22 protein-coding genes are annotated in these 18,437 nt (G+C 45.9%); 9 read left to right on the top strand and 13 right to left on the bottom strand.

Annotated features, from left to right (window positions below):
* Positions 1 to 9: 9 nt before the first annotated feature.
* Entirely contained in the window at positions 10 to 489 is a 480-nt protein-coding gene (locus M1J35_RS21545) for a divergent PAP2 family protein (RefSeq protein WP_034763787.1), read from the bottom strand.
* Between the two features lie 157 nt (positions 490 to 646).
* Here M1J35_RS21545 and M1J35_RS21540 point away from each other — a divergent pair, with 157 nt between their 5' ends.
* Entirely contained in the window at positions 647 to 2,152 is a 1,506-nt protein-coding gene (locus M1J35_RS21540; protein ID WP_224522055.1) for a leucyl aminopeptidase, read from the top strand.
* 253 nt (positions 2,153 to 2,405) lie between these two features.
* On the opposite strand, the gene M1J35_RS21535 is transcribed toward M1J35_RS21540, so the two are convergent.
* Positions 2,406 to 2,639, bottom strand: a complete 234-nt coding sequence (locus tag M1J35_RS21535) for a hypothetical protein (RefSeq protein WP_254652242.1) — start codon at positions 2,637 to 2,639, stop codon at positions 2,406 to 2,408.
* A 174-nt stretch (positions 2,640 to 2,813) separates the two neighbouring features.
* Here M1J35_RS21535 and M1J35_RS21530 point away from each other — a divergent pair, with 174 nt between their 5' ends.
* Positions 2,814 to 4,130 carry a Na+/H+ antiporter family protein gene (locus tag M1J35_RS21530; protein WP_229597354.1) on the top strand — a complete coding sequence of 439 codons (1,317 nt, stop codon included), beginning with the start codon at positions 2,814 to 2,816 and terminating at the stop codon, positions 4,128 to 4,130.
* Positions 4,131 to 4,187: 57 nt separating this feature from the next.
* Here M1J35_RS21530 and M1J35_RS21525 read toward each other — a convergent pair whose 3' ends face one another.
* On the bottom strand, positions 4,188 to 4,574 hold the full coding sequence (locus tag M1J35_RS21525; protein WP_159362727.1) for a YuzC family spore coat inner layer protein: 387 nt from the start codon (positions 4,572 to 4,574) through the stop codon (positions 4,188 to 4,190).
* Positions 4,575 to 4,738: 164 nt separating this feature from the next.
* On the opposite strand from M1J35_RS21525, the gene M1J35_RS21520 reads away from it, so the two are divergent.
* Positions 4,739 to 5,122, top strand: a complete 384-nt coding sequence (locus tag M1J35_RS21520; protein WP_034763794.1) for a PaaI family thioesterase — start codon at positions 4,739 to 4,741, stop codon at positions 5,120 to 5,122.
* Between the two features lie 76 nt (positions 5,123 to 5,198).
* Positions 5,199 to 5,567 (top strand): DUF2188 domain-containing protein, encoded by a 369-nt coding sequence (locus M1J35_RS21515; RefSeq protein ID WP_224522057.1) that lies wholly within the window; start codon positions 5,199 to 5,201, stop codon positions 5,565 to 5,567.
* Positions 5,568 to 5,621: 54 nt separating this feature from the next.
* Here M1J35_RS21515 and mnhG read toward each other — a convergent pair whose 3' ends face one another.
* The 7 genes from mnhG to M1J35_RS21480 are packed head-to-tail and all read right to left on the bottom strand — an operon-like array spanning position 5,622 to position 11,386.
* The gene (mnhG, locus tag M1J35_RS21510) at positions 5,622 to 5,984 is read right to left on the bottom strand and encodes a monovalent cation/H(+) antiporter subunit G (protein WP_224522058.1); all 363 of its coding nucleotides are present in this window, start codon (positions 5,982 to 5,984) and stop codon (positions 5,622 to 5,624) included.
* The gene (locus tag M1J35_RS21505; RefSeq protein ID WP_034763802.1) at positions 5,968 to 6,252 is read right to left on the bottom strand and encodes a Na(+)/H(+) antiporter subunit F1; all 285 of its coding nucleotides are present in this window, start codon (positions 6,250 to 6,252) and stop codon (positions 5,968 to 5,970) included. Before M1J35_RS21505 ends, mnhG begins: the two co-directional genes overlap by 17 nt.
* Complete coding sequence (locus M1J35_RS21500) at positions 6,252 to 6,728, bottom strand: Na+/H+ antiporter subunit E (RefSeq protein ID WP_224522059.1); 477 nt, start codon at positions 6,726 to 6,728, stop codon at positions 6,252 to 6,254. The genes M1J35_RS21505 and M1J35_RS21500 overlap by 1 nt, the downstream gene beginning before the upstream one ends.
* 6 nt (positions 6,729 to 6,734) lie before the next feature.
* Positions 6,735 to 8,216 carry a Na+/H+ antiporter subunit D gene (locus M1J35_RS21495; RefSeq protein WP_254652241.1) on the bottom strand — a complete coding sequence of 494 codons (1,482 nt, stop codon included), beginning with the start codon at positions 8,214 to 8,216 and terminating at the stop codon, positions 6,735 to 6,737.
* Positions 8,209 to 8,550: a Na(+)/H(+) antiporter subunit C gene (locus tag M1J35_RS21490; protein WP_034763810.1), complete on the bottom strand. Its 342-nt coding sequence runs from the start codon at positions 8,548 to 8,550 to the stop codon at positions 8,209 to 8,211. Before M1J35_RS21490 ends, M1J35_RS21495 begins: the two co-directional genes overlap by 8 nt.
* Entirely contained in the window at positions 8,550 to 8,984 is a 435-nt protein-coding gene (locus M1J35_RS21485) for a Na(+)/H(+) antiporter subunit B (RefSeq protein WP_098439208.1), read from the bottom strand. Before M1J35_RS21485 ends, M1J35_RS21490 begins: the two co-directional genes overlap by 1 nt.
* Positions 8,981 to 11,386: a Na+/H+ antiporter subunit A gene (locus M1J35_RS21480; protein WP_254652240.1), complete on the bottom strand. Its 2,406-nt coding sequence runs from the start codon at positions 11,384 to 11,386 to the stop codon at positions 8,981 to 8,983. The genes M1J35_RS21485 and M1J35_RS21480 overlap by 4 nt, the downstream gene beginning before the upstream one ends.
* Positions 11,387 to 11,687: 301 nt before the next feature.
* Between M1J35_RS21480 and M1J35_RS21475 the strand changes: the two genes are divergently transcribed.
* Both M1J35_RS21475 and M1J35_RS21470 read left to right on the top strand, forming a co-directional pair.
* A complete protein-coding gene (locus M1J35_RS21475) occupies positions 11,688 to 11,945 on the top strand; it encodes a hypothetical protein (RefSeq protein ID WP_224522063.1) in 258 nt (85 codons plus the stop codon).
* Positions 11,946 to 12,199: 254 nt separating this feature from the next.
* Positions 12,200 to 12,685 (top strand): DUF5366 family protein, encoded by a 486-nt coding sequence (locus tag M1J35_RS21470; protein ID WP_254652239.1) that lies wholly within the window; start codon positions 12,200 to 12,202, stop codon positions 12,683 to 12,685.
* 49 nt (positions 12,686 to 12,734) lie between these two features.
* Here the strand turns inward: M1J35_RS21470 and M1J35_RS21465 are convergent, their stop codons facing one another.
* On the bottom strand, positions 12,735 to 14,555 hold the full coding sequence (locus tag M1J35_RS21465) for a transglycosylase domain-containing protein (RefSeq protein ID WP_254652238.1): 1,821 nt from the start codon (positions 14,553 to 14,555) through the stop codon (positions 12,735 to 12,737).
* 43 nt (positions 14,556 to 14,598) lie between these two features.
* The gene (locus M1J35_RS21460) at positions 14,599 to 15,810 is read right to left on the bottom strand and encodes an MFS transporter (protein ID WP_224522322.1); all 1,212 of its coding nucleotides are present in this window, start codon (positions 15,808 to 15,810) and stop codon (positions 14,599 to 14,601) included.
* A gap of 282 nt (positions 15,811 to 16,092) precedes the next feature.
* Here M1J35_RS21460 and kapD point away from each other — a divergent pair, with 282 nt between their 5' ends.
* Positions 16,093 to 16,713: a 3'-5' exonuclease KapD gene (gene kapD / locus M1J35_RS21455; RefSeq protein ID WP_034763825.1), complete on the top strand. Its 621-nt coding sequence runs from the start codon at positions 16,093 to 16,095 to the stop codon at positions 16,711 to 16,713.
* Between the two features lie 48 nt (positions 16,714 to 16,761).
* Here kapD and M1J35_RS21450 read toward each other — a convergent pair whose 3' ends face one another.
* Positions 16,762 to 17,160 (bottom strand): kinase-associated lipoprotein KapB, encoded by a 399-nt coding sequence (locus M1J35_RS21450; protein ID WP_224522065.1) that lies wholly within the window; start codon positions 17,158 to 17,160, stop codon positions 16,762 to 16,764.
* Positions 17,161 to 17,402: 242 nt separating this feature from the next.
* Here M1J35_RS21450 and M1J35_RS21445 point away from each other — a divergent pair, with 242 nt between their 5' ends.
* Together M1J35_RS21445 and M1J35_RS21440 are read left to right on the top strand one after the other, a co-directional pair.
* The gene (locus M1J35_RS21445; protein WP_371928770.1) at positions 17,403 to 17,993 is read left to right on the top strand and encodes a peptidylprolyl isomerase; all 591 of its coding nucleotides are present in this window, start codon (positions 17,403 to 17,405) and stop codon (positions 17,991 to 17,993) included.
* Positions 17,994 to 18,182: 189 nt separating this feature from the next.
* Positions 18,183 to 18,383 carry a hypothetical protein gene (locus M1J35_RS21440; protein WP_034763833.1) on the top strand — a complete coding sequence of 67 codons (201 nt, stop codon included), beginning with the start codon at positions 18,183 to 18,185 and terminating at the stop codon, positions 18,381 to 18,383.
* The last annotated feature ends 54 nt before the right edge of the window (positions 18,384 to 18,437 follow it).

The following is an 18,437-nucleotide window of genomic DNA, read 5'->3' as shown; positions in this document are numbered from 1 at the left end:
ATCACACTCCTAGACGATGAATAGATAATGAAGCAGAAGGGTCAGGATGATTCCTGACAGTCCCCCGAAGAATACCTCAATCGGTTTGTGGCCCAGTAATTCCTTCAGCTCCTTGCGCTTCTCTTGTTCAGGTTTGTTCTGCCAGCCTTTAGCCTCTGACATGAATCTCTGGAAGTCCACCATCAATTGATTGAGAACGATCGCCTGTTCTCCTGCCTGCCTTCTGACACCCGTTGCATCAAACATCGTAATGATGGCAAACATGGCAGATACGGCGAAGATAGGGGAAGAGAGTCCCACTTCAAGGGCAACCCCGGTAGATAATGCCGTCACGGCTGCTGAATGGGAACTCGGCATCCCTCCTGTTGAGGTGATCAATGACCAGTTCCATTCCCTCGTCGCGATAAACTGTATGGGAACCTTTACAAACTGAGCAAAAAAGATCGAAAATAAAGACGCCCATAATGGAAAATTAAACAGTACTTCCATGCTGTGAAATGCCACCCCTTCAATAGTTTGAATAAAAATAATGTTCTCATTATACCATACCCCATCCACCCCTCGTATAACTTTGAGGAGCAGATTGTTAGAAAGTCGAAATAATTGGACATCTTCGCTATAATAGAGAATGGAGGTGTCTGTGAACATGAAATTTTCAATCAATCAAAATGAAGTAACCAATGCGAATGGAGAATGCCTGGTCGTAGGTATTTACAATCAGCCAACATTCGAAGGAGAGCTGAAAGAGCTCGATCATAAGTTTGAAGGCTATCTTACACAGCTTGTGAAGGATGGGGACATTTCTTCCAAGCACAAGAAAGTATCCAAGATACATACGTTTGGAAAACTTGACGCAAAAAGAATCGTATTCGTAGGACTTGGAAAACACAAAGAGCTGACATTCGATCTTTTAAAAGAATCATTGGGCTCTGCGTCCAAAACCTTAAAAAATATGAAAGTGTCCTCGTTTTCAGTCGCACTGGATACATTTGTTTCTGAGGAGATGGTGGCAACGGATGTGGCCCATGCCTTCATGGAAGCCTTTACGATGTCTACATATGAATTCGACGGTTATAAGAAAAAATCAAATGAACCGGAAGTACATGTAGAAGCGATCGAATTTTTTACAAAAGGAGATTCGAAGGAAGTCGAGACGGCTTTACACATTGGTTCTGCCTTCGGGAATGGAGTAAACTCAGCCCGTACACTGGTGAATACACCTGGTAATCTATTAACTTCTACAAAATTGGCAGAGTACGCTCTGGAATTGGCAGAAAGATACAGCTTTGAGGTGGAAATCCTCGACAAGGAAGAAATGGAGCACCTTGGAATGGGCGCACTTCTTGCCGTGAATCAGGGATCCGTGGAACCTCCGAAGATGATCGTCCTTAAGTACAACGGGAAAGAGGATTGGAAGGATGTCATCGGTTTAGTCGGAAAAGGGATCACGTTTGACACAGGCGGCTATTCCCTGAAGCCCAAAGATGGAATCGTCGGTATGAAAACCGATATGGGCGGTGCAGCTGCAGTACTCGGTGCCATGGAAATCATCGGTGAAATCAAACCGGAACAAAACGTCGTTGCCGTCATCCCGTCCACGGACAATATGGTGAGCGGCTCTGCATTCAAGCCTGACGATGTGATTACCTCCATGAGCGGTAAGACCATCGAAGTGTTGAACACGGACGCAGAGGGGCGTCTCGCGCTTGCTGACGGCATGACCTATGCAAAGCATCAAGGAGCCAACTATTTAGTGGACGTTGCAACCTTGACTGGTGGAGTCATCGTGGCTCTCGGTGAGGATAAAACCGGTGCCCTCACGAATCATGAAGCATTCTTCGAGCAGGTGCTGGAAGCTTCAGGGGAATCAGGTGAATTTATCTGGCGCCTTCCTTATACGGAAAATGATAAAAAGCGCGTCCGTGGAAGTGATATTGCCGATTTGAACAATTCACCGGGACGCGCCGGCCATGCCATCATGGGTGGAGCGTTCGTCGGTGAATTCGCCGAAGGCCTGCCTTGGGTACATTTGGACATCGCAGGGACGGCTACCACGAAAGGAAGCCATGATCTCGGTCCATCAGGTGCTACAGGCGTCATGGCAAGAACCCTTGCTTTACTGGTCGAACGTTTTGTCCCATTAGAGAAATAATGTCATTTACACGATGGAAGAGTCTTGTTTCAGTGCCGGAGATTGTGGGCACTGGAAGGGGGCTCTTTTTTTTATGGAGGATTTGGTGAGATGTGTTTCGGAGAGAAGTGAAATTTGGGGATGATTGGTAAATGACGCAAATAAAGAAAAAATGACGCGATTCCTTTTGAAATGACGCAATAAATTGAAAAACGACGCGATAACTTTGCAAAATGACGCAATTACCCGGACCAGGCCGGGGTCTATACGTACTTCATCGCTTGATGGAGGGGGATTGGCGTCGTAAGGAGATTGGATCCGGCCGTCGGTGGGAGGGAATCCAGCCGAAAATATGAAAAATCCAGCCGAATCCGGTTAGAATCCAGCCGACATGACGAAAAATCCGGCCGAATTGGAACCGAATCCAGCCGAAATATGAAAAGATCCAGCCAATTAACATATAATGGATCCCCACACAGCCCTTGCCGGACCCTCCTCCACGCGCCATCACCACACACAAACCTATGAAAAAATTCCCACTCCATCTTTCACCCGGCTAAAGTGTTGACAAACTCTCTTTATCTTGTTAAAGTTGAAATCGTGATTTTATTACTCTACCAATTTAGCGAACTAAAGCAACGGAACGATAACAATACATCAAGATATTAAGGAGGAAGCAGGTATGAACGCAGTTGTGATAGCGGTTCTTGTCATGCTCGTATTGAGCCTTGCGCGGGTGAACGTAGTATTCGCTCTGATTACTGGGGCGTTGGTCGGGGGACTGACGGGCGGACTGGGATTGGACGAGACGATATCCGTCTTTACAGAGGGAATCAGCGGTGGGGCGAGCATCGCGTTAAGTTATGCATTACTAGGGGGATTTGCCGTCGCGATTTCCTATACGGGAATTCCGAATCTGCTCGTGGACTGGGTGTTAAAGGTCGTCGGGAAAAAAGGAGATTCAAGAAAGACAGCCCTTTCGAAAGCACTTATTGTCATTTCTATTTTAATCATGGCTTGTTTTTCTCAAAATGTGATTCCGATTCACATCGCTTTTATTCCGATTCTCATCCCGCCATTATTGAAGGTGATGACGGAGTTGCGGATCGATAGACGTTTGATCGCATCGGTGATTACGTTTGGATTGACCGCTCCGTATATTCTTTTACCGGTAGGTTTCGGATTGCAATTCCATGAAATCATCGCTCAGAACATGGCATCAAGTGGAATGGAAATCAACATGGGCGATATTCCGAAAGCCATGCTTCTCCCTGTAGGAGGAATGGTGATCGGGTTACTGATTGCTGTGTTTGTGAGTTATCGCAAACCGAGGGACTACAATGAAGCGGAAGAAGTCGTTGCCGATGAAAAGGTCGTTTACAATAAAAGAGCGATGGTTTTCGCTCTCATTTCCATCGTAGTGGCCTTATACGTTCAGCTTCAGTTGGAATCGATGATCTTTGGGGCACTGGCAGGTATTGCCGTCCTGTATCTTTCAGGCTCGGTTAAATGGAAAGAAGCAGACGGATTGCTGAATGATGGAATGAAAATGATGGCCTTTATCGGCTTTGTCATGATCACGGCATCCGGATTTGCAGCAGTGGTAACGGAAACAGGAGATGTAGAAACATTGGTTAAGGCAACGGCTGATGTCATCGGCGGCAACCAGGCTTTGGCTGCCCTTATCATGCTCGTCGTCGGGCTACTGGTGACAATGGGGATCGGTTCTTCATTTGCCACCATTCCTATCATAGCAGCCATCTTCGTCCCACTTGCCATGGAGCTTGGATTCAGCCCTCTCGCAACGATTGCGATTGTCGGAACAGCAGGTGCCCTTGGTGACGCAGGGTCGCCGGCATCAGACAGTACGCTTGGACCGACGGCGGGATTGAATGCCGATGGACAGCATAACCACATTTGGGATACATGTGTCCCAACCTTTTTACACTATAATATTCCATTGATCCTGTTCGGTTGGATCGCAGCGATCATTTTATAAAGAAAAGAAGCGGGGGCTCCCTCGCTTCTTTTTTGATGCATCAGTAATCATTCCCCATCACATCCAACGAATAATCACGATTAAATGGCAGCAATCCACCTGTCCAAGCTTTTCGTCAAAGACGAGGCGGACGCCATCGGGATTGAACGATACAATCGGCTGTACCCTTGTACCAATGGTTTGAAGTAATTTATGTACTTCAGGTACGTTTGATTGCTGTGCTGCATTCATGAATTTCGAGGAGAAGTCTTTGGATGTGTTGATTTTCTGAAGCACTTTTTGGGCATCTCCCAGTAAGTTCAACGTTTTACCTGCCGAAGACATGAATGTTTTGGTTTCGACAGGAGGGTAGTTCCGATGATGGGAGGGAAAGGGTTGTGCCCTCGAGTGGATCGGTGAGTAGGGGCGTTGAACTGGTGGATAAAAAGGGTGGTACCGATACATAACAGAAAACCCCTTTCGTTAAAAATGCTCTAAGGATATGTATGAAACTGTTCAACGGATTATTCATGGATTAAACGCAGGACGGTTAGGGCAGGGAAAATAGAGGATTTTCAAGCACTTTCTCGAAAAGGTAGTAGAGAAGACTATGATATGGAGGAATTCACGTGAATACAGAGAATACATTGATCAGTGCGTTAGGGATTGAATTTGTAGAATTAGGAAAGGGGAAGGTCATTGCGACGATGCCGGTGAATGAACAGACGAGACAGCCGTTCGGCTTCCTTCATGGCGGGGCTTCGGTGGCACTTGCAGAAACGGTAGCGAGTGTAGGGGCGGTACAATTGATCGATCTGGATAAAGAAATATGCTTCGGCCTTGAAATTAATGCGAATCATATTAAAGCGAAGCGGGAAGGGATCGTCACGGCGACGGGAACGGTCATGCATCAGGGCAGGACCACCATGGTATGGGACATCAAGCTTACAGATGAGGATGATCAATTGATCTGTGTATCGCGCTGCACGATGGCAGTGGTACCGAAACGCTGACCGTACACACCCTTATGTTTATTCAGTGAAAAAATGGGAAATCAATTACTAACCAATACATTAGGAGGCCATACAAATGAGTTGGACAAAAAATGATTATCCTGCTTCACTGAAGAACCTGCCAAGAGACGTACGGAACAAAGCCATTGAGATAGCCAATGCCCTCTTGGATGAAGGGTATGAAGAAGGAAGGGCCATTGCCATCGCCACTGACCGTGCCCATCAGTCTGAAGAAGGGAGTACACCGGATAAGACAGAATATCACGTCACCCCCCATGACGACGGCTGGCAGTTGAAGAAGGCCGACGGAAAGAGGGCTATCCTGGTTGAGAGTACAAAGGACAAACTCCTATCGAAAGCGAAAGATTATGTGACGGATCATTCCGGGACACTGGTTGTGCATAAACAGGATGGAAGCGTGGAAGATCACTTGTATCAGCGCTAGGAAATAGAAAAAGGCTTGACCCTTGATAAAATAGGGTCAAGCCTTTTTGCTTCCTCATTGACTGTTCTGACGCTCATATTGTTCTTTATCCTTTAAGTCATCCCTTACACTTTTGTCCCAAAGTTTGACGCCGGTATTATAGGCGGCACGCGAGATGAGGTGGCCGGAAACCGGCGCTGTGATAAAGATGAAGACGATGGCCAGGATCAGTCTTGAATTGAAATGACCATGCTCCAGGTAAAAGTAAAGAAAGGTGGCGAGCAGGATCGACATGACCCCGAGCGTCGCACTTTTAGAAGCAGCATGATTTCTCGTATATACATCAGGAAGTCTCAATACGCCGAAAGCCGTAACCAGGCTGAGAAATCCTCCAATGACTAAAAAGAATCCAATGAAAAATCTAATGATCTCGCTCACGTTCGATGATCTCCCCTTTCTCCAGGAACTTTGAAAAGGCGACGGTTCCGATGAAAGCAAGGATTCCGAGAAGCAGGATCACTTCTAGAAAAGCGTACGTATCGAGCATCATCGAAACGAGTGCAATGATGGCGATCAGGTTGATCCCGATCGCATCGAGTGCCACTACACGGTCAGGGATCGTGGGACCTTTCACCACTCGGTAAACGAGGCCGAGCATGGATATGGAGACGCATAATAACGTGATTTGAAAGATCAGATGTAACATTAGCGGCTCACCTCCATGATGGCTTTTTCAAAAGAATCCTTTATTTCGTTAATGGCTTCATCCACATCCGGCATATCGATGGCATGTACATAAAGAATCTTCTTGTCGTACGATACATCCATGACCAGCGTCCCGGGTGTCAGTGTGATCAAATTCGCCAAGAGCGTGATCTCCCAATCGGACTTTAATTCTGTCGGTAAAGCGAAGATGCCCGGCTGGAAGTCCAACTTCGGTTTCAAAACCGTTTTTAAAACCGAGATATTTGCCATGATCAGTTCCTTCAGGAAGAGGAAGAATAAACTGATCACGGCAGCCACCCGTAATAAATAAAACCGTGAGTTGAAAAATCTTCTGAATGCAAAGATAACAAGCAATCCTAGTAAAAAGCCAATAAAGAATGACTGAGAAGTAAAGGATACCGAAAGAAACATCCAGACAAAGGCCAGGAAAAAGTTTAATAATATTTGAAAAGCCATTCTACATTACTCCTTTAACACTGCGTCTATATAGAGATTCGGATTTACCAGTACTTCAGTTGCTTGTGAAAAGAGTGGACGCATCGCTTCTGCACCAAGGCCATAAACAACAGCCAGCACGACAAGTACAGCAGACGTCATCCATAAGTAACGGGCGTCTCCCTTTGATACTCCGTTATATTCCTTCGGAGTTCCCCATATGCCATTCAGGAAGATCTTGATGACAGAGTAGAGCACCAACAGACTGGATGCGAGGACGACTCCTGCCCCTACATAGGCTCCTGCGGCAAAGCTTCCCCGTACGATTAAGAATTTCCCGATAAAACCGCTTAAAGGCGGGATGCCGGCAAGGGAGAATGCGGCAACAAGGAATGTCCATCCGAGCCAAGGGTAGTCCTTGATCAATCCGCCCATTTTCTTCAGATTGGCCGTGCCTGTGATGGCAATCATGACGCCGACCAGAAGGAATAAAGCGGCCTTGATGATCATGTCATGAACCAGGTAATAAATGGCACCCTCCAGTGCTTCAGGATTCATTGTCGATACTCCGAACAGAATCACACCGACAGCAATGACGATGTTATAAATGATGATCTTCTTAACATCCCAATAGGCTATGGCACCGATGCAGCCGAGCACCATGGTTAGGATGGCGAGTATGCTCAGGATTTCATGAGTAAATCCGGTATAGTGATAGAAAAATAACGTGTATGTCCGGATAATCGAATAAACGCCTACTTTCGTAAGCAGGGCTCCGAACAAAGCGAGCACCGGTGTCGGTGGCGCATAGTAAGAGCCCGGCAGCCAGAAGTAAAGAGGAAAGATCGCACCTTTAAGGCCAAAGACCAATAGGAACAGGATAGCGATCGCCGTGATGATGCCAGGCTGATCCACTTCGGCGATTTTCCTCGAAATATCCGCCATATTCAGAGTTCCAACGACTGAATACAAGTAGGCAACGGTAATGACGAATAGTGCGGAGGAAATGACATTCACGAGAATGTATTTGATCCCCTCCCGCAGCTGCGCCTTCGTTCCGCCGAGGACCAGCAGAACATACGAGCTCATGAGCATGACTTCGAAAAAGACGAATAGGTTGAAGATATCACCTGTCGTGAAAGCCCCGTTCACTCCGACCAATAGAAACTGAACGACAGGATAATAGTAGAATCGCTCCCTGTCCACCCCGATCGACTTAAACGAGTAGAGAAGTACGATAAAGGCTATGATACTTGTCGTAGTCACAAGTAAGGCAGAGAGCATGTCGGAAACGAGGGTGATCCCAAAAGGAGCCTCCCAGCTTCCAAGGTTCACCGTCTGGATTCCGTCATGGTGAACCGTATTGATCAGAACGAGGGATGCTGCTACAGTCCCCAGTGTTGAAAGGGCTGAAATCCCTCGTTGCAGCTTCACATATTTGCTGATAAACATTAAGATAATCGCCGTAAATAACGGGATTAGAATCGGTAGTATTAATAAGTTAGTCATTTCCTTCGTTACCTCTCATCTGATCCATATTATCCGTGCCAAGCTCCTGATATGCCCGATAAGCGAGAACGAGGAAGAAAGCTGTCACTCCAAAGCTGATGACGATTGCCGTCAGGATCAATGCCTGTGGCAAAGGATCGACATACGATTCAGCATGTTCCCCGAGAAGAGGGGCAGCTCCCCCTTTAAGGCCACTCACGGAAAGGATCAATAAATGGGCACCGTGGCTTAACAGGGCTGTCCCGATGATGATCCGGAGCAAGCTCTTGGATAACATTAAGTATACGGCGCTTGTAAATAGGATTCCGACGACGACGGCCATGATGATTTCCATTATTCGCTCACCCCAATCGTTTGAATGATGGTCATGGTGACCCCGATGACCACCAGATACACGCCTGTATCAAAGAGAACCGCTGTGTGCAGCGATGTCTTCCCTAACAGGGGAAGGTAAAAATAATCGTACGCGTGGGTGAGGAACGGAACATCGAATAATAAAGCCCCGGCCCCCGTGGCCACTGAAAAGAACAGGCCGATCGCCGTGATGATCTTGTAGTCCACCGGTAAGATGGTGGCGACGGTCTTGATGTCATAAGCGAGTAACAGTAATACAATGGCTCCCGACGTCATCAAGCCCCCGATGAATCCTCCCCCCGGTGTGTAGTGACCCGAGAAGAAAAGGCGCAACGAGAACAGGATGATGATGAATGCGACCACATTGGTGACGGTCTGCAGGATGACATCATTCGTTTTTACTTTTGTTTTCATCCTTCATCCCTCCTTGTAAGGCGCAATTTGATCATGGAGAATATGCCGAGTGCTGCAATTGCCAAGACGCAAATTTCAAACATCGTATCAAACCCACGGAAGTCTACGAGGATAACGTTGACCATGTTTTCCCCGCCGGCTTTATCATGGGTATTTTCAATATAATACTTCGAAATGGACTCAAACATTTTCGAGCTGTAGGAAGAGATGGCAAATAATGCGACGACCACTCCGACCCCGATCGATATGAGTGCATTCCCGAGTTTAAACCGCATGCGTTCTTCATGCCTGCTTAATTTAGGCAGGTGATAGAAGCAAAGTAAGAACAGGGCAACCGACACGGTTTCAATGACAAGCTGTGTCAGGGCCAGGTCCGGGGCGCGGAATAACACAAAGAATAGTGAAACGGTATACCCTGCAGCTCCAAGCGAAATGATGGACGTCAGTCGTGATTTCGCAAACAGGATCGTGACAGAACTGATGACCAGGAGAAGCGCGATGGCAATCTCATAGACTCCGACTGGAGCAACTTCTTCCAAATTGATGGCGAACGCCCCATTGAACCACAGTGCAAACAATGATATGGCAATCAAGAAGGAGAAGATATACACCAGATACGTACGGATAAAGCCTGTCATATAGCCACTTGTAAAGTTTTGTGCGCCACGTTCACTCTTGATGAGACCTCCATCATAGAAAGAATTCAGCGTGAAGCGCTCAGGGATCCATTTGTACACCTTTTTCCATGAAGGAAGGAGGAGATACAACAGGATACCGAATAGGATGACCCCGAATGTCATGAATAGCTCAGGTGTAAATCCATGCCAGAATGAAATATGCGTTTCAACCTCATGTCCTTCCTGGATCAGGCTTGGCGTGATGGACTCCACTGCCGGCGCGATGATCCGCTCTGACAGGATATTCGGGAAGAAACCGAAGATGACCACGAGTGAAGCCAGGATGATCGGTGAGATCAACATTCCAAGTGGAGCTTCATGCGGTTTCTTTTCAAGCTTCTCCGGCTGGTGCTTCCCGGTAAAGGTTTTGAAGACCAGGATCATGCTGTAAATAAACGTGAATACACTTCCCACCCATGCAAGAAGCGGGAAGATCATGCCGAATGTATCCAGGTTGAAAATATCCATTTCAAGGACCCTGACCATCCCGGTAAAGAACATCTCCTTGGAAAGGAATCCGTTGAACGGAGGAAGTCCGGCCATGGAGAATGCTCCGATGATGGCAATGGTGAACGTGATGGGCATGAAGTTCATCAGCCCGCCAAGTTTTCGGATATCCCGGGTACCCGTTTCATGATCAATGATCCCGACGACCATGAATAAACTTCCTTTGAAGGTCGCGTGGTTGATCAAATGGAATACGGCGGCAAGTGTTGCCACCATATAAATGTTATCATCAAGCTCTGTGTAGTGAAGAGCCGCCGCTCCCACTCCCAACAGGGACATGATGAGACCCAGTTGACTGACGGTGGAAAAGGCGAGGATTCCTTTCAGGTCCGTTTGTTTCACGGCGTTGAAAGAACCCCAGAATAAAGTGAAAATCCCGACGCCGCCGACGAGCCACAGCCATACGCTTGATTCTGCGAATACCGGGCTTAAGCGGGCGACAAGATAAATACCTGCTTTAACCATCGTGGCAGAGTGCAGATAGGCACTGACGGGTGTAGGTGCTTCCATGGCATCGGGCAGCCAGATGTGGAATGGGAACTGAGCTGATTTCGTGAAAGCTCCCAATAGTACTAGAAGCAAGGCAGGAAGGAAAAATGCCTGTGTCATAAGCTGATCAGCTTGTCCGACCAATTCCCTGATGCTGAAAGTCCCGCCCATGAGATATAAGAGCAGGAATCCTCCAAGCATGCTGAGTCCCCCGAATACCGTGATGAGCATGGATTTTTGTGCTCCGTATCTGGAACGTTCCCGATGATACCAGTACCCGATTAATAAGAATGATGAAATGGAAGTGAATTCCCAGAACATATAAAGGACGATCAGGTTGTCGGAAAGGACAACGCCCAACATCGCTCCCATGAACATCATTAAGTACACATAAAAATTATGTAATTGCTCCTTCTTCTTGTCTAAGTAATAAATGGAGTAAAGGACAACCAGTGAACCGATCCCCGTGATGAGCATGGCGAACAGCAATCCAAGACCATCTACGTAAGCGGTGAAGTTGATCCCGAAGGAAGGCATCCACTCCAAGGTTTCCTTGACGGTATCCCCATTTCTTGTAATGGAGATGAATTGAAAAAAGTACGTGAATAAAGCTGCCGGCAATAATAGTACGAACCAGCCGGTATGTACATTCCGAAATGCTTTATATAGAAATGGAATAAGTATCGCAAATAAAAAAGGCGATACAATTGCCCAATGTAATAAAGTCATTTAAAACCCCCCTCTTATCATAATCGTTTATTCTCAACATGGTCTCATGTCAACCCTATACATCATTCGGCAACATTCTTCCTTACTCGACCGAAGCTGAACCCTAAAAAGCATTATAACGTAAAAAATAAATGCTTGCATTACTCAGCATCCCATACATATCACAACTTTCAAGAAGTATTAAATATGAAGATACGTGGAAATGCACGTGGAAAATTTGTTGGATTTTCTCCTCGAATTCCGACACTTCCAGAATAGTTTCGGTCAAATTGGAGAATCCTATCCATAAGGTGGTGAAGTTATGAAAAAGAAAACAGTAGCGGTTACGACCATATTTTTTGCTTTTTTTGGCTTTGCGTGGATGGTGGAAACCGAGGACCGATTTAATCGGGGGTTCATTGAGACAGAAGACCCGACGAGTATGAATATCAAACCGGTTCAATATGGTGAAACGGAAGAAGTGGAAGAGGAAATAACGAAAGAACCCGCACGCGGGAGACAACCATTTGGATCGAGGGAATATATCAGGGTGGTACCCCATTCTCATTCCCTTCAATGAAACGGCCCTTTCTTCCATAACAGAAGGGGCGTTTTTTTGTTTAATGTCCGACAGGGGTAGATAGGTATATAGTCATTGTCCCTTCTGTTTCTATACCCTTTTCAAGCTATCCATAAACGATTATGATGAGAGTGGATGAAGAATCGTTATGGGAGAGTTTCTAAGTGAAAAATACATACTTAACAAGTTATTTACCCCTTTTTTCGATACTATTGTTTAGTCTCACGTTTTCCGTTTATGGAGTGGGAGTCTTCGTGGACGTATTTAAAAAAATCGGTGTCTATCCGGGCATGAGGGAATTTTTATCCGATATACAGCTTAAGCTTGCCATTTTGATCCTGTTAATGGTCGCCTTCTTCATGGTGTTCGCGGCTTTAAAACTGATTGCGGAAACCATTAACGGGGTCTCCATGCTGTTTTTTGCCACGGATTCGGATGGGCAGTTGTATAATCTTGTCCGTACAGGCTCGATGATTTACTTCATCGGGGGCTTGGTGTCTGTGGTGAGCCTTAAGTCTTTTATAGGGCTTTTCATCATTTTTGCCCTAAGCTCACTCGCTTATTTTATCTACTTTGTGTATAAAATAAGTCCGTCCCTCTCGAAATGGGGGATCTTCGGAGTGGTGAGTTTGCAGGTATTCTCATGGTCTTCGTTATTTTTGACGATCTTCTTTGTTTTTTTGAAGCTCTATAACGGAGTGATGGCAAGCCTCCCGATTATGTCGAAGGTGAAATTATAATAGAAAAAGCGTCTTCAGCACATGCTGCAGACGCTTTTTTACTATAAAGTCATTCCATGATTTCCTGCCAGACTTTATGGCTTGGACGCTGGCGTTCGATTTCACTCATATCACGGGGGATATCATGGCCGACCCAAACGCCTGTCGTAAGGGTGTCGGTCAAACCCATCACCCAGTAATCATGATAGTTATTGGTCGTGCCGGTTTTGATCCCTACATATGGCTTGGATACATACGCGGCTCTTCCGGTTCCTGATGTCGCCCCTTCATTGAGCATTTTTCTTACTTTGGCAGTGGTGTCTGCCGACCAGACTTTCTTCGGGTCCTTTTTCCATTGATAAAGAATCTTTCCGTGACTGTCACTGACGGAAATGATGGCATGACTCTCCTGATAACGGCCGTCAATAAAAGAGGTATAGGCATCCGTCAATTCCAGGGGACTCATTCCATAAGTGAATCCGCCAATGGAAGAGGCGAAGGTTTTATCTTCTTTGATCACCCTTTCAAAGGAAAAAGGGGAGATGGATTGGAAGGCTTTATCTATGCCGACTTTTTCCATGAGACGAAGCGCCGAGCCGTTATAGGATTGTGCCAGGGATTGTTTCAATGTCACCGTACCGGGCTGGATTCCTCCATAGTTGATCGGACAATACTCGCCGACACAGTATTGATTGGCATTGACTTTGTCATTGATCCCGGCCTTGAATGTCTCTATATAGGGACCGTACACGAGCAGCGGTTTGATAACCGAACCGGGCTGCCTGAAGGCTTGAAACGCATGATTGAAATTATATTTCTGGTAGTCCCTGCCCCCGGAGAGGGCGACAATCATCCGGGACTTGTTGTCGATGGTGACGGTGGCACCCTGTAAGTCTTCACTCAGCTGATCATTCAAAGCCCGAACACTTTTTTGTTGAAGAGCTGGCTTCAACGCCGTTTGAATCCTGACACCTGAGGAAATCACGTCTTGAAATCGTTCCTCGAGCTTCCCGGTGATCCGATTCCTTTCCTCTTCAGAAGCCGCGTTCTCCAGTTCCAGCTTATAGCCTTCGTTTAGAGCGATCAGTTCCTTCAGCTCGTTTTCTACATAAAAGGCATAGTCGGGATAGAGGTCAGTCTTCTTGCGGACGTTCAGGGTGATCGGCATTTTCTTTAATGTCTCCGCTTCATCCTTCGATAACTTTGACGTGTTTACAAGAATATCGAGAAGACGCTCCTGACGAACCTTCGTTTGATCGAAGTGGTCAAGGGGATCATATTTACCTGGATTATTCGGGATCGAAGCGATGAACGCCATCTCCGCCTGGTTAAGTTCGGTGACACTTTTTTGAAAATAGTATTGGGAGGCTGTTTCAATCCCATATACTCCATTACTGAAGTAAATGACGTTCATATATAACTCAAGTATTTCATCCTTTGATAAGGATTGTTCAATTTCATGGGCATAAAACAACTCTGTCAGTTTACGATTATAGGTTTTCTCCTGTCCCAGATACAGGTTCCGGGCGAGCTGCTGGGTAATGGTGCTCCCGCCCTGCTGGATATGGGTGAACACCAGATTTTTCACGACGGCCCGGAGGATTGCGCCAGCATCGAAACCGACGTGTTCGTAAAAATGCTGATCTTCAGATGCGACCAGAATATCCTTTAGGAATGGGGGAATCTTCTCGTCCGGCACATATAGACGGTAAGGGCGGTTCACTTCTGAAAAGACCTTACCGTCCCCATCAAGGAGTAAGCTTGTACGATTCAGGTCGATGGAATCGGTACTCACGGCATGCTCCAACTCCTGTTGAAAGCTTTGTACCTTGTTCCATTCACCCGTCGCAAAAAATAACGTGGTGAAGAAGATGAGCATAAAACTAATCACCGTTATATAACCTGCAAAAACTCTCATATTTCACTCTACTTTTCTAGTAATCTTTCACATGACTTGGGGTTTGAGAATGATGTATACTCCACCATAATAATCCAAATGCCCCCAAGAATAAAGCACCTGTTACATAAAAAACGGAAGAAATGCCAATATATCCGGATACGACTCCTCCAAAGGCAGGTCCGATTACATTACCAAGGAACCGGAAGCTTTGATTATATCCAAGGACTTCCCCCTGCATACTCAAAGGCGCTTCCTGACGGATGTATGCTGTGACGCATGGAATCATGCCGCCGATTGCAATTCCGAACAGAAACCGGAAAAGGACAAGCTGCCATAGCTCGACAGCCAGGGCCTGTGGAACGATGAAGATAGATGCGAGAACGAGAAGGATGGATAAAACCTTTTCGTACCCGATATCGTCACCAAGCTTTCCCCACCGTCTGGTTGCAATCAAATTCCCGAATCCTGTAGCGGAAAAGGCGATTCCCGCTAAAAATGCCAGATTACTAGAAGAAGTGAGTTCATCAACATACAAAGCGAGAAGCGGCTGTATGCTGAAGTTCGCCACTTGAATCAGGCAGGATAGGATAAGGACCGTCACGAGTAATTTATGACTGAAGATATGCTGCAGGACTTCTTTACTCGAGTATTTGTTTCGTTGATCCCGTTGTTCCCTGCTTCTTTGTTCATCGATGCCGAAAAGGACGACGGTCGCAGCAGTGGCAATGGCGATGGAAGTGAAGATGAATGTGTAGGAAAAACCCACATTGTCTGCTAACAGTCCTCCAATCACCGGCCCGAATAAACCGCCTGATACGGTTCCCATCTGAAGGGTGCCAAGTGTCCTTCCCGCTTCTTCCTTAGGTGTCTGGGAGGAAATGAGGGCCATCGATGTAGGGATGAACCCTGTCACCGCACCCATGATCCCCCGCAGGATGAACAGTCCCCCGACGGAATGCATGAATCCCATTAAGAAGATGGACGTTGCAATCCCGTATCCTGTGATGAGGAGGATCGGTTTATACCCAAAACGATCCCCGATCCGACCCCATAAGGGAGATATGAAGAACGCCGTTAGAAATGTAACTCCAAAGACAAAACCTGACCAGCGCTGTACATATTCGTGACTGTAAGTGCCAAAGGTTTCAATGTAAAGAGATAAAAAAGGCAGCACCATGGTTGCGCTGGCCGCCACCAGAAAATTGGCCATGAGCATGATGGTTAAATTCTTTCTTTTTTGTGAAATGATTAACACCTTCTATTTGATTTTTTATTTCGTATACCTAAATATTCATTTTATTAAAGATTTGGATCATAGTCCACTGAATAACATTTATTCACATGGAAAACTGGGAATTAGTCATAATTTCCGGGCTTAGCATGATATAATGTAAGAATAAGAAGTATGGAGAAATGAAGAGCTTGTTGTACAGTTCTCCGTTCGGAGCAAAAAAATAGGATTATCCTGAGAACATTCTTTATTATAGATAAATTGGGGTCTTATCTACATTTTGAGGAGGGAGTTTAAGTGGCGAAAGCGGAACAGCTTGTGTTTATAGATTTTGAGTTTTCTATGCCGGAACGACATAGGGTCCCCAAAGGTTTCTTCCCTGAAATCATCGAAGCCGGGGTAGTGGTGGTGGAGTATGGAAAGGTGTCAGGTACGTTTTCCTCTTATGTGAAACCGACTGCATTTCCCAAACTGACCAACCGCTGCAAACGATTTTTATCCATCAGCCAGAGTGAAGTGGATGCAGGGATATCGTTCCAATGTCTGATTGATTATTTCAACGGTTTAAATGATAAGGGAGTCGCGAAAGTAGTGACGTGGGGAAACATGGATATGAAGGTACTGCGCGATAATTGCGCCCAGACAGGCGTTCCATTTCCTTTCCAAGCTCAATTCGTCGATCTGTCCATGGAATATAAACGCTTCTTCGGTGATCAGAACCAGACGGGACTATGGAAGGCCGTCCAGGAATATGGAAGGGAAGGTGTCGGAAAACACCATAAGGCGTTGGATGATGCCCTCACCACCCAGCACATCTATAACCTTGTCGAAAAAGACAAAAAATACCTCGATAAAGCCGAACCCACCACCATCGGAGACCGCATCGACCTCTCCAAATTCTACAACCAGCTTGCATGACAAGACGAGGGACGGACCTTCAAATGAAGGTCCGTCCCTCGTCGTTCATTAAAATGTGAGGTTATACATCAGTTCGTATTCCTTTTGAATCGATTGCAATGTTTCAAGACTCTTTTGTGCGTGGGGGGAAGCGTCTGCTTCAAGCTCCTGCTTTAATGTTAAGTATGAGGAGATAAGTGTTTCGTTGTAATCGGGGATGTCCCCGTCATATGGCTTGACCATTTTCTCCGGCATGTTGGCACGCTCGCCGTGGGCAAGGGCTTTCCGTTCATGAAACAAGGGAACATCCACAGCCTGTGGATTGTGCAGGTCGCCTTGCCTCGGATGCTTTAAGACAGCCTGGATCTTCACGACAAAGGCACCTGGTCGTTCTCCTGTGACCTCCCCTACATATTTTCCCGTTTTATAAAAAGCTGTGACATAATCACCAATTTGTATGTTTTTCATAAAAAACCTCCTCTAATACATCAATCTCTATTATAATGTAAGCAGAATGAAACTGAGAAATAACTACTATAAAGGTAACATGTGGAGGTACATATATGAAGCGTTTAATGATCGTTACCCTCTGTTTACTAGGTTTAGTTCTTGCCTCATGTGGACAAACAGAAAAGGGAGATACCACTGAAGAAAAGCCAAAAGCATCCGAGAAGCAGAAAACAGCAGAAGAAACCAAAGGAGATGAAGATATGACCTATCCTCAGCTGACAACAGAAGTTGCTGAAAACGAAAAATTAGTTGAAATGAAAACATCCATGGGAACCATCAAGATCAAGTTATTCCCGGAACAGGCGCCTAAAACCGTGGAGAACTTTATCAAACACAGTAAAGACGGTTATTACGATGGTTTGAAATTCCACCGGGTCATTAAAGACTTCATGATTCAGGGCGGAGACCCGAATGGAAACGGAACGGGTGGGGAAAGCATTTACGGAGAATCATTCGAAGATGAATTTTCCCCGGAATTATTCAATCTGCGCGGTGCCCTTTCGATGGCGAATGCCGGCCCTGATACGAATGGCAGCCAATTCTTCATCGTACAAAAAAGTGACATCGACCCTCAGCTCGAAGATCAAATGAAATCTGCGGGATTCCCGGATCAAATCGTCGATGCCTACATGGAGAACGGTGGAACGCCTTGGCTTGACCAGAAGCACACTGTATTCGGACAAGTGGTGGACGGCATGGACATCGTGGATAAGATCGCTAACGTAGAAGTGGGAGCGAACGATCTTCCTAAAGAAGACGTCATCATTGAAAACATCAAGGTTGTAAAATAAATCTGAAGAGCCGTGAACACCATCTTTGTGGGTTTACGGTTTTTTTATATAGGGAAAGAAGGGGTATTTCCTCGGAAATTGTCGCGTGGACGTTCAATAAATCGTTAAAAAGGTGACAATTTGAAGTTGGTTTGTCCTTGAGAGAGTTGTTATAATGGACAAAGAGTTTGTTTTCGAAAGGAGCGTACCATGCTTTCTTCATTTATTTTAAATTTATTTCTCTATTTCCCTGAAGATAAGACAGAATATATCCCAGCCGGCATTACGATGGCCATTTTTATGATCGCTGCCCTGCTCACTTTCCGGATCATCCAGAAAGCTTCAAAACGCGAAGAATTGAAAACAAAGAAAATGGAAGAAGAAGCAAGGATTCAGAAGAGAACAGAATAAAGCAACCGGAACACGCCTCCAGAGCGTGTTTTTTTTTCGTTCTGATGGATATCC

This window comes from Rossellomorea sp. KS-H15a, assembly GCF_024195245.1.
Classification (GTDB): domain Bacteria; phylum Bacillota; class Bacilli; order Bacillales; family Bacillaceae_B; genus Rossellomorea; species Rossellomorea vietnamensis.
This window is presented reverse-complemented; position numbering and strand designations above follow the sequence as displayed.

What these genes read in the sequence shown, in the direction of transcription:
- M1J35_RS21545 (WP_034763787.1), bottom strand. Translation starts at nt 489, where the DNA reads ATGGAAGTACTGTTTAATTTTCCATTATGGGCGTCTTTATTTTCGATC.
- M1J35_RS21540 (WP_224522055.1), top strand. Translation starts at nt 647, where the DNA reads ATGAAATTTTCAATCAATCAAAATGAAGTAACCAATGCGAATGGAGAA.
- M1J35_RS21535 (WP_254652242.1), bottom strand. Translation starts at nt 2,639, where the DNA reads ATGGCGCGTGGAGGAGGGTCCGGCAAGGGCTGTGTGGGGATCCATTAT.
- M1J35_RS21530 (WP_229597354.1), top strand. Translation starts at nt 2,814, where the DNA reads ATGAACGCAGTTGTGATAGCGGTTCTTGTCATGCTCGTATTGAGCCTT.
- M1J35_RS21525 (WP_159362727.1), bottom strand. Translation starts at nt 4,574, where the DNA reads ATGTATCGGTACCACCCTTTTTATCCACCAGTTCAACGCCCCTACTCA.
- M1J35_RS21515 (WP_224522057.1), top strand. Translation starts at nt 5,199, where the DNA reads ATGAGTTGGACAAAAAATGATTATCCTGCTTCACTGAAGAACCTGCCA.
- M1J35_RS21505 (WP_034763802.1), bottom strand. Translation starts at nt 6,252, where the DNA reads ATGTTACATCTGATCTTTCAAATCACGTTATTATGCGTCTCCATATCC.
- M1J35_RS21500 (WP_224522059.1), bottom strand. Translation starts at nt 6,728, where the DNA reads ATGGCTTTTCAAATATTATTAAACTTTTTCCTGGCCTTTGTCTGGATG.
- M1J35_RS21495 (WP_254652241.1), bottom strand. Translation starts at nt 8,216, where the DNA reads ATGACTAACTTATTAATACTACCGATTCTAATCCCGTTATTTACGGCG.
- M1J35_RS21490 (WP_034763810.1), bottom strand. Translation starts at nt 8,550, where the DNA reads ATGGAAATCATCATGGCCGTCGTCGTCGGAATCCTATTTACAAGCGCC.
- M1J35_RS21485 (WP_098439208.1), bottom strand. Translation starts at nt 8,984, where the DNA reads ATGAAAACAAAAGTAAAAACGAATGATGTCATCCTGCAGACCGTCACC.
- M1J35_RS21480 (WP_254652240.1), bottom strand. Translation starts at nt 11,386, where the DNA reads ATGACTTTATTACATTGGGCAATTGTATCGCCTTTTTTATTTGCGATA.
- M1J35_RS21475 (WP_224522063.1), top strand. Translation starts at nt 11,688, where the DNA reads ATGAAAAAGAAAACAGTAGCGGTTACGACCATATTTTTTGCTTTTTTT.
- M1J35_RS21450 (WP_224522065.1), bottom strand. Translation starts at nt 17,160, where the DNA reads ATGAAAAACATACAAATTGGTGATTATGTCACAGCTTTTTATAAAACG.
- M1J35_RS21445 (WP_371928770.1), top strand. Translation starts at nt 17,403, where the DNA reads ATGACCTATCCTCAGCTGACAACAGAAGTTGCTGAAAACGAAAAATTA.
- M1J35_RS21440 (WP_034763833.1), top strand. Translation starts at nt 18,183, where the DNA reads ATGCTTTCTTCATTTATTTTAAATTTATTTCTCTATTTCCCTGAAGAT.